The organism is Spirillospora sp. NPDC046719, from assembly GCF_040645715.1.
Classification (GTDB): domain Bacteria; phylum Actinomycetota; class Actinomycetes; order Streptosporangiales; family Streptosporangiaceae; genus Spirillospora.
Genome location: NZ_JBEYYT010000001.1, coordinates 96,042 through 110,624, shown reverse-complemented (window position 1 = coordinate 110,624; position 14,583 = coordinate 96,042). Strand labels below are relative to the sequence as shown.

Genomic DNA, 14,583 nt, shown 5'->3' with positions numbered 1-14,583 from the left:
CCCCGTCCCCCCCCCCCGGGCCCCCCGCGCCCCCCCCCCCCACCCCCCCGCCCCCGGCCGGCCCGGGCCGGCCCGGGCTGCCCGGGGCGGGGGGGGGGCGGCGGGCGGCGGCGGTCGGGCCGACCGTCCCGCCGGCGCGGGCGGCGCTGTCGCTGCGCTGGGCCCGGCGCGGCCTCGCGCTGATCGAGCGCGGCGTCCTGCCGGGCAAGGAGCCGCTGCGCTGCCTGGACCACCTGCCGACGCTGGTCGCGGCGCAGAGCGAGGAGCTGCTGGACGTGGCGCTCGGCGCCCGGCTCGGGCCGCTGATGGCGCTGCCGCCGCACCGCAGGGACGCGCTGTCGCGGACGCTGCTGACCTACATGGAGTGCCGCGACAACGCGGTGGCGGCGGCGGAGCGGCTCCTCGTGCACGAGCAGACCGTCCGGTACCGGATCCGGCGGCTGGAGGAGACCGTCGGCGGCGCCATGCTGGACCCGGACCGGCGGATCGAGCTGCTGCTCCTGCTGCACCACCTCGTCCGCCTCGACTCCGGGGACCGGCGGCTGTCCCCCGCGTGAAACGGGGACGGTGGCGGCGTCCCCGGTCTCGCGCCGGGGGCGCCGCCACCGTCCCGGGCGGGGTCAGCCGGTCGGGCAGGTGTCCAGGTACTTCGCGATGGCGCCGTCCGGCTTCGGCGCCGGGCACAGGAACTGGTCGTAGCGGGCGTCGTTGTCGACGAACCGCTTCATCCACGCGATGGAGTACTTGGCGATGGTGGTGTTCGGCGAAACGAAGGTCATGTGGCCGGCGTTCTTCAGCAGCAGGTACGCCTTTTCCGGCGCCGTCTTGACGTTGTTGTAGTACGACTCCGCCATCGACGACGCGGGCGCGATGAAGTCGTTGTCCGCCCCGATGATGAGGGTCGGGGTCCTGATGTTCGGGAAGCTGTAATTGGTGTCCCACGGCGCGAGCGGGATGTCGGCCTTGAGGGACGGCCGCTTGTTGGCGGCCTCCAGCGTCCCGCCGCCGCCCATCGAGTGGCCCATGACGGCGGTGCGGGTCGCGTCGATGCGGTTCTTGACGCCGCTCCTGCCGGTCAGCCAGTCGAGGGCGGCGAGAAGCTGGTCGCCGCGCGAGGCGGGGACGTCGACGAGGCTGTTGGTCTCCAGGGTCATGACGACGAAGCCCTGCGACGCCAGCCGGGGCCCGTACCAGGAGATCCACGCCTCGGGGGAGACGAAGCCGGGCGAGACGACGATAGCGCCGAACGTGCCCTGGCTCGTGTCGGTCGGCGCGTAGATGGTGCCCTTGTTGAAGCCGGTGCCGCTGCCCGCCGGGACGGGGATCGTCTCGATGGCGAACGGGCCCTTCTCCGCGGTGATGCTCGCCTCGGTCGGTGCGGGGCCGCGCTGGTACGGATTGTCGGCGGCGCGGCCGACGATGGCGGTGCGTTCGGTGGCCGTGGTGGTCGCGGGTCTCGCCGGGGCCGCGGCGTTCGCGGGCGGGGCCAGCGCCGCACCGGCGGCGAGAACGGACGCGACGGAGAGGAGCCGGACCGAACGGGCGAATGTCCTGGTCATCGGGGGGCGTGCCCTTCACTAGCCGGAGCCGCGGCGGGTGGGTCTCCGCGGTGCCAGAATTCTGGGCCGCCCTGCCGCCGGGCGCTGCTTACGCGGCGACGGCTTGAAGCCGGGGCGCTTATAGCGAAGTTATAAACGGAGAGGGGCCACTCCCCCCAGAGTGACCCCTCTCCCCCCGTTCCGCGGGCCGGCCCATACGCGCACTGGGGACGGCCGCTCCCCCCGAAGCGGCTTCGGCGCGGGGCGCCCTGCGGATGAGAAGACGGTAGCGAGCCCCTTGGCCACCGTTCGACGCTTCAACCCCTCCCGTCGACGAACGGCGCACCGTCTGCGACGAACGGCTCACGCTCCGCAGCGGAGCGTCCTCTTCTCCCGCGCACGGACTCCGGCCGCGGACGATCGGTTCGGGCGCGGGCCGAGGTGTAAGCGAGTTGTAATCGGCCCGTCCTACCGTGGCCGCGTGGAGATCGACCGCGACGGGCCGCACGGGGGTGGGCCCGCTGCGGCGCGGGCCGATCGCGGTGTGGCCGGTGGCGGCGCCGGCCGGTGGCGGGCGATCACCACAGCAGGTGCGCGGCCGTCCCGTCCTCGGTCGGGACGCCGAGCGCGTCGAAGATCTCCAGCGCCTCGCGGCGCGGGTCCGCCCCGCCGGGGGCGTCCCCGCCCGCCACCTGATCGCCCACCGCCTGTTCACCCGTCACCTGATCGCCGGACACCTGAAGGAGGGCGCCCAGCAGGAAGAGGCATTTGGCCCGCCAGAGCGGCACCGACACCTCGGTGGCCAGCTTCAGGGCGCGTTCGAGCAGCCGCCTCGCCGCGGCGAGGTCACCGCGGTCCCAGTACAGGTCGCCGAGCACGTACATGATGCGCGCGCACATCAGCGGGTCGGCGCGCTCCTCGGCGAGCCGCAGCGCCAGCCGCAGCGACTGCTCGGCCTCCGCCGTGCGGCCGAGCGCGAAGGCGGTGCAGCCGAGGCCGTGCGCGGCGTACATGCCGACGAGCCGGCTGCCCGCCGCGGTGCCCGCCTCGTGGATGTGCTCGAACAGCGGCCGGGCCTCGCCGGGACGGCCGAGCGCGAGCAGCGCCTGCCCGATCCAGTACACCGCCTGGAGCTCGACGCCGGTGTAGCGGGCTCGGCGCGCCAGGTCCCGCGCCATGGTGAGCACGCCGAGCGCGTCCTGGGCGGCGCCGCGCTCGTACTGGGCGCAGCCGATCACCAGGACGGCATGCGACTCGCCCGCGACGTCGCCGACGCGCCGGAACAGCTCGCGGGCCCGGCGGCCATCGGCCTCGGCGTCGCCGAACCGGCCCGTCATCCGGTGCACGGTCGCGAGCTGGCGGAGCGAGAGGGCGGTGCCGTGCGTGTTCCCCGTCTCCTCGAACAGCCGCAGCGCCTCCCGGACGGACCGCAGCGCCCGGTCGTAGTCGCGGCGCGCGCACGCCAGGTCCGTGGTGCGCTCCAGCAGCGCCGCCTCGCCGCGCGGGTCGCCCGCCGCCCGGACGACGGGCAGCGCGTCCGCGATGACCTGCTGCCAGTCGTCGGTGTAGTGCGCGGGCTGGAACAGGATGGCCGACCGGACCGCGATCTCCCAGGCCAGCCCTTCCTCACCGAGCCGGGCGGCCTGCCGCACGGCGGTGGTGAGCCCGAACCGCTCGGCCTCGAACCAGTCGGGGGCGTGCGCCAGCGTGTTCCGCACGATCGCCTCGTCCAGCGGGTACCGGACGGCCGGGCCCGCCGCCAGGGCGTCGCCGCCGCCGGTGACCAGCTCGACGACCCGGTCGGTGAGCGCCAGCAGGCCGCCGAGGGCGCGGCGCAGCGCGGCGGTGCGCGTCTCCGGCCCGTCCTCGTCGTGGCACAGCTCGCGGGCGTGGTCGCGGACGAGGTCGTGGAACCGGTAGCGGACGGCGCCGGGCACCGTGGACCGGCCCTGTTCGTCGAGGAGCCCGGCGTCGGGGAGCCGGGCATCGAGGAGCTGCGCGTCCAGCAGCTGCGCGTCGACGAGCGTCTCCAGCAGCTCGGCGACCTCGGCGGGCGGCCGGTCCAGCAGCGCGGCCGCGGTCCAGCAGGCGAAGTCGGGCGCGTCGAGCAGGCCGAGCAGCCGGTACAGCCGCCGCGCGTCCGCGCCGAGGCCCTGGTAGCTGAGGTGCAGGGTGGTGCGGACGCTGAGGCCGCGCTGCGTCAGCTCGTCCAGCCGGCCCTGCTCGCGCATCCGGCGGACGAACCCGGCGATGCTCCAGTGCGCCTTCGCGGCGAGGCGGGCGCCGGCGACGCGCAGCGCGAGCGGCAGATGGCCGCACATCCGGGCGAGCTCGGCGGCGGACTCCGGCTCCGCCGCGATCCGGTCCGCGCCGACGATGCGCACGAGCAGGCCGACGGCCTGCGCGGGGGTCAGCACGTCCAGTTCGATGAGGCGGGCCCCGGGCAGCGCGGTGAGCCGGGTGCGGCTGGTGATGACGGCGCGGGACAGCCGGCCGCCGGGCAGCAGCGGCTCGACCTGCGTCTCGTCGGCGGCGTTGTCGAGCACGACGAGGATGCGCCGGTCGGCGAGGATGCTGCGGTACAGCGCGGCGCGCTCGCCCGGGTTCTCCGGGACGGCGGCGGCGTTGACGCCGAGCGCGCGCAGGAACCGGCCGAGCACCTCGGCGGGGTCGGCGGGGTCGCGTTCGGCGCCGCGCAGGTCCACGAAGAGCTGGCCGTCGGGGAAGGCGTCGCGGGTGCGGTGCGCGATGTGCACGGCGAGGGCCGTCTTGCCGATCCCGCCCATCCCGGCGACGGCCGACACCGAGACGGGCTCGTCACCGTCCCCGGCGGACAGCAGCGCGAGCATGCTGTCGATCTGATCGCCGCGGCCGGTGAAGTCGGGCACGGCGGGCGGGAGCTGGCTCGGCCGCTCCGGGCGGAAGCGGTCGCCGCCGTCCCTGTCGCCGCCCTCCTTTTCGCCGCCGTCCCGGTCGGTGCCGGCGCCCTTGTCGCCGCCGTCCCTCGGTTCGGCGCGGCCCGGCGCGGCGGCGTTCGAGGCGGGGCCGGCGGCGGTCTCCTGGCGCAGCACGCGGACGTGGACGCCGCGCAGCTCGGGCCCCGGGTCGACGCCGAGCTGGTCGAGCAGCCGGACCCGCGCCTCCTCGTACGCCTCCAGCGCCTCGGCCTGCCGCCCGCACGACGCGAGCACCTCGATCCAGACCGTGAGCAGCTGCTCGTCGAGCGGGTGGGCGCGCACCAGCGGGCTCAGGTGCGGCAGCGCGCGCTCGGGCGCGCCCGCCGCGAGGACCGTCCGGGCGTGCTCCATCGTCGCCTCGACCCGCTCGCGTTCCAGCCGGTCGACGGCGGCCTGGTCGACGGAGTCGGGCGACACGTCCTCCAGCGCGCGGCCCTGCCACAGCCCGAGCGCGCGCTCCAGCGCGCCCGCGCGCCGGTCGGGGGGCAGCATGCCCGCGTCGGCGACCGCGCGCCGGAACACCGCCGCGTCGATGTCGGCGTCCGGCAGCTCCAGCGCGTACCCGTTGGTGGTGCGGACGACCTCGACGCCCGGCCCCGCGGCCTCGGTGAGCCAGCGGCGCAGCCGGTAGACGGCGACGGCCAGCGTGGAGTCGGAGATGACGGTCTCGCGGGCGCCCCACAGCAGCGACTTGAGCGTGTCGTCGCCGAGGCCGGACAGCCCGGCGAGCCCGGCGAGGGCGAGCGCGCCGAGCAGCGCGCGGGAGATCCCTGAGCTGGGCAGCGTGCGGCGGCCGGCCCGTTCCACGCCGACCCGGCCGAGCAGGACGATCCGGACGTGCTCCCGGTCCCGCTCGGACCCGCGCTCGGTGCGCTCGCCCGCCACTGCCGACGTCCTTTCCCGTGCCATGCGACCTCCACCATTTGATCAAAATCACACCGGGTCCGGTGCCGGTATTTCTGCACGGTCGCGCGAAAGAAGTGGCGCCGCCGTCCCGCCGAGCGGGTCCCGGGGAGGATGGGACAGGATGGTCACCGAGCGCGAAGGGAGATCGGATGGCGGGACAGGTGCGGCCGATCACGCTGGTCGGGACGCCGGTCCTGCACCGGGCGTGCCGGCCGGTGCAGGAGTTCGACGCGGCGCTGGCGGAGCTGGCCGACGACATGTTCGCCAGCATGTACGCGGCGGAGGGCGTGGGCCTCGCCGGCAACCAGATCGGCGTCGACCTGCGGATCTTCGTCTACGACTGCCCGGACGAGGACGGCGAGCGGCACAAGGGGACGGTCGTGAACCCGGTGCTGGAGCTGCCGGACCTCGCGGACCGTCGGCTCGACGACGACGAGGAGGGGTGCCTGTCGGTGCCGGGCCCGCACGCGCGCGTCGCCCGTCCCGACCGCGCCACCGTGCGCGGCTTCGACGTCAAGGGGAACCCGGTGACGGTCGAGGGGACGGGCCTGCTCGCGCGCTGCCTGCAGCACGAGACCGACCATCTCGAAGGCAAGCTCTACATCGACCGCCTGTCGGCCCGCGCGCGCAAGAAGGTCCTCAAGGAGTACGAGGCGCTGCGCGCCGCCGCCGAGGCCGAGTGAGCCGGGCGAGGCGCGCCGACGCCGAGTGAGCCGGGCCGGGCGGGGTCAGGGTGCCCAGACGGGCAGGTGGAGCGCCGACGGGTGGTCCGCGCCGCGCAGCACCTCGATCCGGACGCGGCGCGACGCGACGGCCCGCCCGGCGGGCTCGCCGCGCCCGTGGTTGCGGGCGAAGCGCGGGAACGCGCCGCCCGCGAGCATGACGCGCAGCCGGTGCCCGCGGCGGAACCGGTAGCCGGTCGGGTGCATCTCGATCTCCGCCCGGACGGTCTCGCCCGGCGCGGCGTCGATGCGGAGCATGCCGTCGGTGACGTTGCGGGAGGCGCCGTCCGGGGCGACGTCGCAGAGCCGGACGAACAGGTCGGCGTGCCCGGTGTCCGTCCGGACGTGGAACGCCGCCGACACCGGGCCGATCAGGTCGAGGCGGCGGTCGAGGCGGGCACCGGTCAGCACGGCGACGTCGCCGCGCGCCTCGATCCGCCCGTTGTCGCGCTGCCCACCCCGGCCGGGCGACAGCAGCGGCCCGCCGGTGGACGGCGTCGGGTCGTACGGGTCGTAGGTGAACGCCGCCGGGTCGAGCGGGCCGGACGGCTCGTCCCAGGTCAGGCCCTGGGAGAGGTACAGCGGCGTCGGTGTGGTCTCCGGTGGGGGCCACTGCTGGAAGTCGAGCCAGCGGTCGGCCTTCTGCAGGTAGAGCCGGACGGGTGCGCGCCGCAGTTCCGCCGCGTCGCCGTGGAGGTGCGCGTTCAGCCAGGAGACCTGGTCGGCGAGGACGGCGCGCAGCGCCCTGGCGTCGTGTCCCCAGGGGCCGATGGTGATGCGGACCTGCCGTCCGGCGGCGTGCAGGGCGGCGAAGTCGCGGAGCTGGCCGCGCAGGAACAGGTCCCACCAGCCCGTCACCATGCTCGCGGGCGACGTGGTCGCGGCGACGCCCGCGCTGTGGTCGGTCTCCCGCCAGAACGCGATGTTCTCGGCGTTGCCGGTGACCTCGCGTAGGAACGACTCGGCCCGCCCTATCGCGGCGATGTCGGACTCGCCGACCGGGAGGTGCCGCATGGCGTGCCTGACGCGCCGGTTGTGCAGCGGGCGCTTCCGGTCGTCGCGCGTCCCCATCAGCGACGACCACACCAGCGTGTTGTGGAGGGCGAGCGCGCCGCCCGGGTAGAACGAGCTGACGAACTCGGACGCGGTGATGCCGAGCCCCATCGCCTCCAGGGGCGGGTCGGCGTACGGCGCGATCGCCCATTGCGTGTAGCCGAGGTAGCTCGCGCCGGCGGTCGCGACGCGCCCGTCGCACCACGGCTGGGCCCGCACCCACGCCAGCGTCGCGAGGCCGTCGTCCCGCTCGTCGTGGAACGCGTGGAACTCGCCGCCCGACCCGTGTATCCCACGTACATTCTGTATGACGACCTGGAAGCCGCGCCGCGCGAGGACCCCGGCGAACAGCCGGACGAGCGCCTGCCGCTTGCCGTACGGGGTCCGGACGAGCACGGCGGGCAGCGGCCCCGCGCCGCGCGGACGGTACAGATCGGCGACGAGCACCACGCCGTCCGGCATGGGGACCCGCAGGTCGCGGGCGATGCCGACGTCCACCGCCACGGCATCGGCCCCGGGCGGCCCGAGGAGACGGTCGGCCAGCCGGCCCGCCATCGACATGCGCAACCTCCGACGAAGGGGAACCCTCACCGTCCCATGCCCCCATAGGGGCGGGGTCAGAGGGCGGCGAGGCGTTCGTACTCTTCCAGAACGCGCGCGAACTCGCCGGTCGGCAGCTCGCAGGCGTGGCCGTCCAGCCAGAGGTGCTCCAGCCGGACCGTCCGGACGTCCAGCCGCAGGTGGCAGGCGTTCCCCGTGTGCTCCCATCCGGGACGCGCCGCGCGGACGACGTCGAGGTGGTGCCGGTGGCACTGCACGTCGTGCAGGAGGAACGCCGTCAGGACGTGCGGCGCGCCGCTCACCGCGCGGGCGGTCCCGGCGGCGCGCGAGGCCGCCCCCTCCAGGTCCACGCCCGATTCGACCAGTTCAGGGAAGAACACCCGGACGTGCTGCGCGACGCCCTCCGCCTCCACCGGCGCGCACGGCAGCCGCACCACCGCGTCCGGGTCGACGTAGCCGTGCACGGGGACGCCCGCGACGAACGACGCCCACGCGCCCGGCACGGACGCGAGGAACCGGGCGCGGGTCAGCGCGTCCCGCAGGTCCGGGACCAGCCGGTCCGCGTCGATGCCGCGCGGCATGAAGGTCTTGGTCCCGCCGCGCAGCCGCCCGCCCGCCTCGTCCAGCACGGCGAGGTCGGCCCAGCACGCGCCCGACCCGGTGCCGAGGACGCCGTGCGGGAGGCAGGCGTCGGGGTGCGGGGTGAGGCCGGCGACGTCCTCCAGCGTGGCGCGGGGCGTCCGGACCAGCGCCCAGCCGCGCGTCCGGCGGGACGTCCCGCCGAGCGCGAGCACCGCCGCCACGGGCTCGTCGCGGCCGGGCGCGGCGGCGCGGTGCGCCCGGTGCGAGTCCGCGTGCGCCTGCCGGAACACCGCGACGACCTGCCGGAACGTCTCGCCGTCCAGGCACAGGTAGGCGCCGCCCTCGCCCTCGATGGTGGCGAGGCCGTCCGCGACGCCGACCCGGAACACCCGTCCCGGCCAGGTCACGGCGGCGCCCGGACGGCCGAGCTCGGCGAGCATCCAGTCCAGCCCGAGGACGAACTCGGCGTCGCCGAGCAGCCCGGCGAGGGGCTCGTTGCCCGGCGCCGGGAGGCAGGCGACCTCGCCCGGCCCGTCGATGCGGAACGCGACGGGCAGCTCCCGGTCCGGGACGAACCGCTCCATGCCGGACTGGAGCACGCCTTCGAGCATCTGCCGGTGCCGCACCGCCCCGACCTGCTCCAGGTACTCCTCCAGGCAGCGCAGCAGGACGCCCGGGTCGAGGTCGCAGGACGACCAGCCGCCGACGTCGCGCAGGTGCACGACCGCGCCGTCGTAGTCGAGCCGGTGGAAGCGGTACAGCTCCTGCCAGGGGTGGGGGCCGCCGGGTCCGGCCGGCCCGGCGCTCAGCCGGCCCTTGGCGCGGAGGATCGCGGCGACGTCCTCGCCCAGGTCGTTGAGCAGGAAGTCGCGCAGCGGGGCGTGCGCGGGGTCGGTCTCGACCGCGACGCGCACGCCGTCACCACGGATCCGCACCGGAAGCGCCATCGCCATTCGCGTGATTATGCCGATAAGCGAAGATCATCACTGGTGTGGCGGAATGTTCGGTCCCGATTCGGGACCGGCGCCGCATCTGCAGCGGCCCCGGTGCGGCCCTGGAGCAGCCCCGGATCACCCCTGGAACAGCCCTAGAGCGGCTCGTCGGCCATGTACGGCGGGGCCGGCTCGTACTGGATGTAGCGGCGCACCGTGCGCGCGTGGTCGCGCCCGTGGATGCGGCCGATCAGCCACAACGCCATGTCGATACCGGCCGACACGCCTTGGCTCGTCACCAGGTCGCCGTCCACGACGTAGCGGGCGTCCCGGACGACCGTCACGTCACCGCGCGCCTCCAGCTCGTCCTCGGACGCCCAGTGCGTCGCGACCCGGCGCCCCCTCGCGACGCCCGCCTCGTGCAGGAGGAACGAGCCGGTGCACACGCTCGCCACCCAGTCGGCCCGCTCGGCGGTCTTCGCGATCCAGCCCGTCAGCGCCGCGTTGCCGATCTGCGTCACGCGGGCGCCCCTGCCGCCCGGCACCAGCAGGACGTCCAGCTCCGGATGGTCGTCGAACGTGCGGTCCGGCACGACCCTCATGCCCTTCGCGCAGCGGACCGGCCCGGGCCGCTCCGCGACCAGGACCGCCCTGTCGCCCTTGTCGCGCTGCGCGGCCGACGCCGTGAACACCTCCCACGGCCCCACGAAGTCCAGCTCCTCGGCGTCCTCGAACACCAGCAGCCCGTAGGTCGTCATGCGTACTCCTTCGTCCCTCGGAATCGGTCCCGGTAGTCGGACGGCGCCACGCCGACCCGCCGGTGGAACGCGCGCCGCAGCGTCTCGCCCGTGCCGAACCCGAGCCGCCGCGCCAGCGTCTCCACCGGCTCGTCGCCCTCGGCCAGCGCCCGCCGCGCCGCCTCGATCCGCACCCGCTCCACGTACACCGACGGCGGCACCCCCATCTCGGCGGTGAACCGGCGCTGCAGGTGCCGCGGGCTCAGCCCCGAGCATTCGGCCAGGTCGGCGATGCCGTGCCGGGCGCCCGGATCGGTCTGCACGGCCGTCACCGCGACCCGGATCGGGTCGGACGCCGGCTGCGCCGACCACAGCGGCACGCTGAACTGCGACTGGCTGCCCGGCCGCCGCAGGAACATCACCAGCTCCCGCGCGACCGCGTGCGCGGCCTCCCGCCCGTGGTCGTCCTCGACGAGCGCGAGCGCGAGGTCCATGCCCGCGGTGACGCCCGCGGACGTCCAGATCCGCCCGTCCCGGACGAAGATCGGATCGCAGTCGACGCGCAGCGCCGGGTACTCGGCCCTGAGCTGCGCCTCGCGGCCCCAGTGGCTCGTGACGCGCCGCCCGTCGAGCAGGCCCGCCTCGGCGAGCAGGATGACCCCGCTGCACACGGCCGCGACCCGCCGGGCGTCCCGCGCCGCGTCCGTCACCCAGCGGACCAGCGCCGGGTCCTCGCGGGCCCGGTCGACGCCGGCCCCGCCCGCCACCAGCACCGTGTCGAACCCCTCCGGCGGGAGATCGCCGATGCCGCGGGAGGCGACGACGGGCAGCCCGCTGCTGGACGTCACCGGTCCCGCCTGCGGCCCCACGACCAGGCACTCGTACCGCCCGGTCGCCTGGAGGACCTCGAACGGACCGGTGAGGTCCAGCCCCTGGAACCCGTCATAGATCACGAACGCGACGCGCATGACTCCAGGCTGCGGCCCGGCCCGTCATGGCGTCAACGACACGTACCCCACAGATCACGTCATGCCACCGCCGGAAAAAAGGGATTGACACCGGTACCGGCCTCAGGCATGATCATCGGCATGGAGCTTTGATATCCGCACGGTCGAGCCGCCCGCATTCCCGCCGGGCCCGCTCCCGTCCTCCGCGCCGAAGGCGACATTCCGCGAACATTCTCACTGGTCGACGCGTACCCGCGTGACCAGCGTCTTCGCCATGCCTCCGGCCATTTCCCTCACCCTTTCACGGCTGCGATCCGACCTGCCCGGAGGTGGTTTCTTCATGCGCTCCAACAATCTTGAAAACATTCCGTTCCCCACGAAGAAGAAGCTCAAGAAGAACAAGACCGACTTCAGGTCGGCGACGTTCGCGAACAACCGCCGCGACACCGGCCGGATGCCCACCCGGCAGTTCAACCGGGGCCGCTGACGGCACCCCGGCCCCGGACCCACGCGTCCGGGGCCGGGAACTCCGCCCACACCACGGTCCGCGTCCCGTCCGCGCGGTATCCCCACCGCGCGGCGAGCCCCTGGACGATCCGCATCCCCCGGCCCGTCTCCGCGCCGGGGTCGTCCTTCACGTAGGGCCGCGTGCCCGCCGCCCCGTCGTCGGCGACCTCCAGCAGCACCGCCCCCGGCGCGGCCGCGACGGTCACCGTCACGAGCCCGCCTTCCAGGCCCGACGCCGTGTGCGTCACCGCGTTCGCGACGGTCTCGCTGGCGGCCATCACCACGTCGTCCCGGCCCGGCAGGTCCGCCAGGAGGCCCCGGACGAACGCCCGCGCGCACCCCACCGACCTGCCGACCCCGGGCAGCGTGACCGTGCCGAGCACCACGAGCCCTTTCCCGTCCACACCACCGCCTCCCCCGTACCGGCCATGGCCGGCGACGCGGCCGGCGGTTCCGAGCACGTCCTCGACGCCCACGCAGACGGCCCCCCTCGTTCCGGAAGCAGCCCGTCACCGCCCAGTACGTCTGCGCACCCGCCCCGCGTTCACTCGCGCCGGTACGCTCCCCGCCATGCCTCCCGCCCGCTCCGTGCCGACCACCCACGTCGTCGAACTGGGCCCGGCGACCGTCACCAAGCGGTACCGGTCGTGGGACCTGGGGCAACCGGAACGCGAATGGCGGGCGCTGACCCTGCTCGCCGAGCACGCGCCCGCGCTCGCGCCCGAGCCCCTGCGGTACGCCCCGGCGGAGGCGCCGCCCAGCGTCACCATGTCCCGCCTCCCCGGCGAGCCCCTCTCGGCGCCGCTCACGGAAGCGCAGCTCACGGGGCTCGTCGAGGCGATGTCCACCTGCCAGAACGCGATCCCCGCCGCGGACCTCGCCGCCCTGCCGCCGCGGCTCCTCCATCCCCTGGACGCGTTGAAGAACCTCCGCGCCTGGTCACAGCGGGTGCCGCCGCCCCCGGACGCGGCGACCGCCGCCGCCCTCGACGGTGCCCGCGGCTGGCTCGGCCGCCCGCACCTCGACACCGTGTTCGCCGCCGAACCGCCGCCCGTCTTCGGCACCGGCGACGGCAACCTCGCCAACGTCCTGTGGGACGGGTCGCGCGCCCGGCTCGTCGACTTCGAGTTCTCCGGACGCGGCGACCGCGCCTACGAGCTCGCCGAGGTCGCCGAGCACGTCTCCGCGAAGCACGTCCTGGCGCCCGGCGACCTGCTCGACCGGTTCGAGCTGACCTCGTCCGAGCGCGCGCGGCTGCCCGAGTGCCGGCGCCTGCTGGCCGTCTTCTGGCTTCTCGCCCTGCTGTCCGACGACCCGGACCGTCCGCGCAACCCGCCCGGCACCCTCGCCCACCAGGCCGGACACCTGCTGACGCTGCTCTGAGCCGCCGCCTCTGGACCGCTCGTCAGGATCGCCGCCCCTCAGGACCGCCAGGGGCGGCCGGTCAGGCGCTCGTAGACCTCGATGTAGCGGGCGCGGGTGGCGTCCACGACGTCCTGCGGGATGGCCGGGCCGGGCGGCGTGCGGTCCCAGTCCAGCGTGCTGCTCCAGTCGCGGACGTACTGCTTGTCGTAGGAGCGCTGCGGGCGGCCCGGCTCCCACTCGTCCGCGGGCCAGAACCGCGACGAGTCGGACGTCAGCACCTCGTCTGCCAGGACGAGCGTGCCGTCGGCGGCGCGCCCGAACTCCAGCTTCGTGTCCGCGATGATGATGCCGCGCTCCGCCGCGATCTCGGCGCCCCGCTTGTAGACGTCCAGCGTGACGTCCTTCAGCCGCGCGGCGGTGTCCGCGCCGATCTCGGCCACCACGTCGTCGTAGGTGATGAACTCGTCGTGCCCCTCGGACGCCTTCGTGGTCGGCGTGAAGATCGGCTCGGGCAGCTTCGACGCCTCGACGAGCCCGTCCGGCAGGGCGATCCCGGAGACGGTGCCGCCCTTCTCGTACTCCTTCAGGCCGAGCCCCGCGAGGTAGCCGCGCGCGATCCACTCGACGGGCAGCATCGTCAGCCGCCGGCACCGGATCGCCCGGCCCGCCCATTCGTCCGGCACCTGGGTCGCCGAGATCACGTGGTTCGGCACCACGTCGGCGAGCTGCTCGAACCACCACAGCGACAGCTGGGTGAGGATCTTCCCCTTGTCGGGGATCAGCGTCGGCAGGACGACGTCGTACACGCTCACCCTGTCCGACGCGACGAGGATCAGGTCGTCCCCGTCCGCGTAGACGTCCCGGACCTTCCCCGAGTGCAGCAGTTCCACGCCGTCCCCCTCGAATCACCAATGCTCACGTCAATGATCCCAGCACCGGCTCCCCGGCCGTCCGCGTGGGTGCGCCCCTCCTGGGAGAAGCGCGCCTCTCGTCCCGTCCGGCGGGCGCTGCGACGCTTCCGGCATGAGCACTGACCAGCACGAATCCAAGGTCGTCCTCGTCACGGGGGCGAGCAGCGGCATCGGCGCGGCCACCGCCGCCCGCCTCGCCGGCGAGGGGCACCGCGTGGTCGCGGGCGCCCGCCGCACCGGCCGGCTGCGGGACCTCGCGGCCCGCTCCCCCGGCGTCCTGCACCCGGTCCCGGTGGACGTGACGGACCGCGACGGCGTCCGCTCCTTCGTCGAGACCGCCCGCGACCGGTTCGGCCGCGTGGACGTCCTCGTCGCCAACGCCGGGGTGATGCCGCTGTCGCGGCTCGACTCCGTGCTCGTGGACGAGTGGGACCGGATGATCGACGTCAACGTCCGCGGCCTGCTGCACGGCATCGCCGCCGCCCTGCCCGTCTTCACCGCCCAGGGGTCGGGGCATTTCGTGACCGTCGCGAGCATCGGCGCGCACCAGGTCGTCCCCACCAGCGCCGTCTACTCCGGGACGAAGTACGCCGCCTGGGCGATCACCGAGGGGCTGCGGCAGGAGTCCGACCCGTCGATCCGGGTCACGACGGTCTCGCCCGGTGTCGTGACGTCCGAGCTCGCCGACACCATCACTGAACCGGGCGCCGCGGAGGCCATGCGGGAGTACCGCGCGCACGCCATCGAGCCGGATGCCATCGCCGCAGCCGTCTCCTACGCCCTGGCGCAGCCGCCGGACGTGGACGTCAACGAGATCGTCGTCCGCCCCGCCCGCCAGCGCTGACGTCCGGCCCCCGGGGGCTCG

General features: G+C 74.9%; 13 protein-coding genes. 5 read left to right on the top strand and 8 right to left on the bottom strand.

Annotated elements, in window-relative coordinates; genetic code table 11:
* Positions 1 to 557 (top strand): helix-turn-helix domain-containing protein (locus ABZ914_RS00535; RefSeq protein ID WP_500190589.1); only part of this gene is annotated, 557 nt, incomplete at its 5' end.
* A gap of 63 nt (positions 558 to 620) precedes the next feature.
* On the opposite strand, the gene ABZ914_RS00530 is transcribed toward ABZ914_RS00535, so the two are convergent.
* Both ABZ914_RS00530 and ABZ914_RS00525 read right to left on the bottom strand, forming a co-directional pair.
* On the bottom strand, positions 621 to 1,559 hold the full coding sequence (locus tag ABZ914_RS00530) for a dienelactone hydrolase family protein (RefSeq protein WP_500190587.1): 939 nt from the start codon (positions 1,557 to 1,559) through the stop codon (positions 621 to 623).
* A 557-nt stretch (positions 1,560 to 2,116) separates the two neighbouring features.
* Positions 2,117 to 5,404: an AfsR/SARP family transcriptional regulator gene (locus ABZ914_RS00525; RefSeq protein WP_500190585.1), complete on the bottom strand. Its 3,288-nt coding sequence runs from the start codon at positions 5,402 to 5,404 to the stop codon at positions 2,117 to 2,119.
* Positions 5,405 to 5,550: 146 nt separating this feature from the next.
* Here ABZ914_RS00525 and def point away from each other — a divergent pair, with 146 nt between their 5' ends.
* The gene (def, locus tag ABZ914_RS00520) at positions 5,551 to 6,084 is read left to right on the top strand and encodes a peptide deformylase (RefSeq protein ID WP_500190584.1); all 534 of its coding nucleotides are present in this window, start codon (positions 5,551 to 5,553) and stop codon (positions 6,082 to 6,084) included.
* 45 nt (positions 6,085 to 6,129) lie between these two features.
* Here the strand turns inward: def and ABZ914_RS00515 are convergent, their stop codons facing one another.
* From ABZ914_RS00515 to ABZ914_RS00500, 4 genes are all read right to left on the bottom strand, one after another.
* The gene (locus ABZ914_RS00515; RefSeq protein ID WP_500190582.1) at positions 6,130 to 7,737 is read right to left on the bottom strand and encodes a CocE/NonD family hydrolase; all 1,608 of its coding nucleotides are present in this window, start codon (positions 7,735 to 7,737) and stop codon (positions 6,130 to 6,132) included.
* A 56-nt stretch (positions 7,738 to 7,793) separates the two neighbouring features.
* Entirely contained in the window at positions 7,794 to 9,272 is a 1,479-nt protein-coding gene (locus ABZ914_RS00510; RefSeq protein ID WP_500190580.1) for a hypothetical protein, read from the bottom strand.
* A gap of 134 nt (positions 9,273 to 9,406) precedes the next feature.
* On the bottom strand, positions 9,407 to 10,009 hold the full coding sequence (locus ABZ914_RS00505; protein WP_500190578.1) for a DJ-1/PfpI family protein: 603 nt from the start codon (positions 10,007 to 10,009) through the stop codon (positions 9,407 to 9,409).
* Positions 10,006 to 10,956, bottom strand: a complete 951-nt coding sequence (locus tag ABZ914_RS00500) for a GlxA family transcriptional regulator (protein WP_500190576.1) — start codon at positions 10,954 to 10,956, stop codon at positions 10,006 to 10,008. Before ABZ914_RS00500 ends, ABZ914_RS00505 begins: the two co-directional genes overlap by 4 nt.
* 235 nt (positions 10,957 to 11,191) lie before the next feature.
* Between ABZ914_RS00500 and ABZ914_RS00495 the strand changes: the two genes are divergently transcribed.
* Positions 11,192 to 11,422, top strand: a complete 231-nt coding sequence (locus ABZ914_RS00495) for a hypothetical protein (RefSeq protein ID WP_190855804.1) — start codon at positions 11,192 to 11,194, stop codon at positions 11,420 to 11,422.
* Here the strand turns inward: ABZ914_RS00495 and ABZ914_RS00490 are convergent.
* Positions 11,406 to 11,918 carry an ATP-binding protein gene (locus tag ABZ914_RS00490; protein WP_433146205.1) on the bottom strand — a complete coding sequence of 171 codons (513 nt, stop codon included), beginning with the start codon at positions 11,916 to 11,918 and terminating at the stop codon, positions 11,406 to 11,408. The two genes, ABZ914_RS00495 and ABZ914_RS00490, sit on opposite strands and share 17 nt — an antisense overlap.
* A gap of 94 nt (positions 11,919 to 12,012) precedes the next feature.
* Here ABZ914_RS00490 and ABZ914_RS00485 point away from each other — a divergent pair, with 94 nt between their 5' ends.
* A complete protein-coding gene (locus ABZ914_RS00485) occupies positions 12,013 to 12,825 on the top strand; it encodes a phosphotransferase (protein WP_500190574.1) in 813 nt (270 codons plus the stop codon).
* A 38-nt stretch (positions 12,826 to 12,863) separates the two neighbouring features.
* Here ABZ914_RS00485 and ABZ914_RS00480 read toward each other — a convergent pair whose 3' ends face one another.
* A complete protein-coding gene (locus ABZ914_RS00480; RefSeq protein ID WP_190855813.1) occupies positions 12,864 to 13,697 on the bottom strand; it encodes a phosphoribosylaminoimidazolesuccinocarboxamide synthase in 834 nt (277 codons plus the stop codon).
* 133 nt (positions 13,698 to 13,830) lie between these two features.
* On the opposite strand from ABZ914_RS00480, the gene ABZ914_RS00475 reads away from it, so the two are divergent.
* The gene (locus ABZ914_RS00475) at positions 13,831 to 14,562 is read left to right on the top strand and encodes an SDR family oxidoreductase (RefSeq protein WP_500190570.1); all 732 of its coding nucleotides are present in this window, start codon (positions 13,831 to 13,833) and stop codon (positions 14,560 to 14,562) included.
* Positions 14,563 to 14,583: the final 21 nt, after the last annotated feature.

Bases quoted from the DNA above. Each gene is read 5' to 3' on its own strand.
- ABZ914_RS00530 (WP_500190587.1), bottom strand. From the start codon at position 1,559: ATGACCAGGACATTCGCCCGTTCGGTCCGGCTCCTCTCCGTCGCGTCC.
- ABZ914_RS00525 (WP_500190585.1), bottom strand. From the start codon at position 5,404: ATGGCACGGGAAAGGACGTCGGCAGTGGCGGGCGAGCGCACCGAGCGC.
- def (WP_500190584.1), top strand. From the start codon at position 5,551: ATGGCGGGACAGGTGCGGCCGATCACGCTGGTCGGGACGCCGGTCCTG.
- ABZ914_RS00515 (WP_500190582.1), bottom strand. From the start codon at position 7,737: ATGTCGATGGCGGGCCGGCTGGCCGACCGTCTCCTCGGGCCGCCCGGG.
- ABZ914_RS00510 (WP_500190580.1), bottom strand. From the start codon at position 9,272: ATGGCGATGGCGCTTCCGGTGCGGATCCGTGGTGACGGCGTGCGCGTC.
- ABZ914_RS00505 (WP_500190578.1), bottom strand. From the start codon at position 10,009: ATGACGACCTACGGGCTGCTGGTGTTCGAGGACGCCGAGGAGCTGGAC.
- ABZ914_RS00500 (WP_500190576.1), bottom strand. From the start codon at position 10,956: ATGCGCGTCGCGTTCGTGATCTATGACGGGTTCCAGGGGCTGGACCTC.
- ABZ914_RS00485 (WP_500190574.1), top strand. From the start codon at position 12,013: ATGCCTCCCGCCCGCTCCGTGCCGACCACCCACGTCGTCGAACTGGGC.
- ABZ914_RS00475 (WP_500190570.1), top strand. From the start codon at position 13,831: ATGAGCACTGACCAGCACGAATCCAAGGTCGTCCTCGTCACGGGGGCG.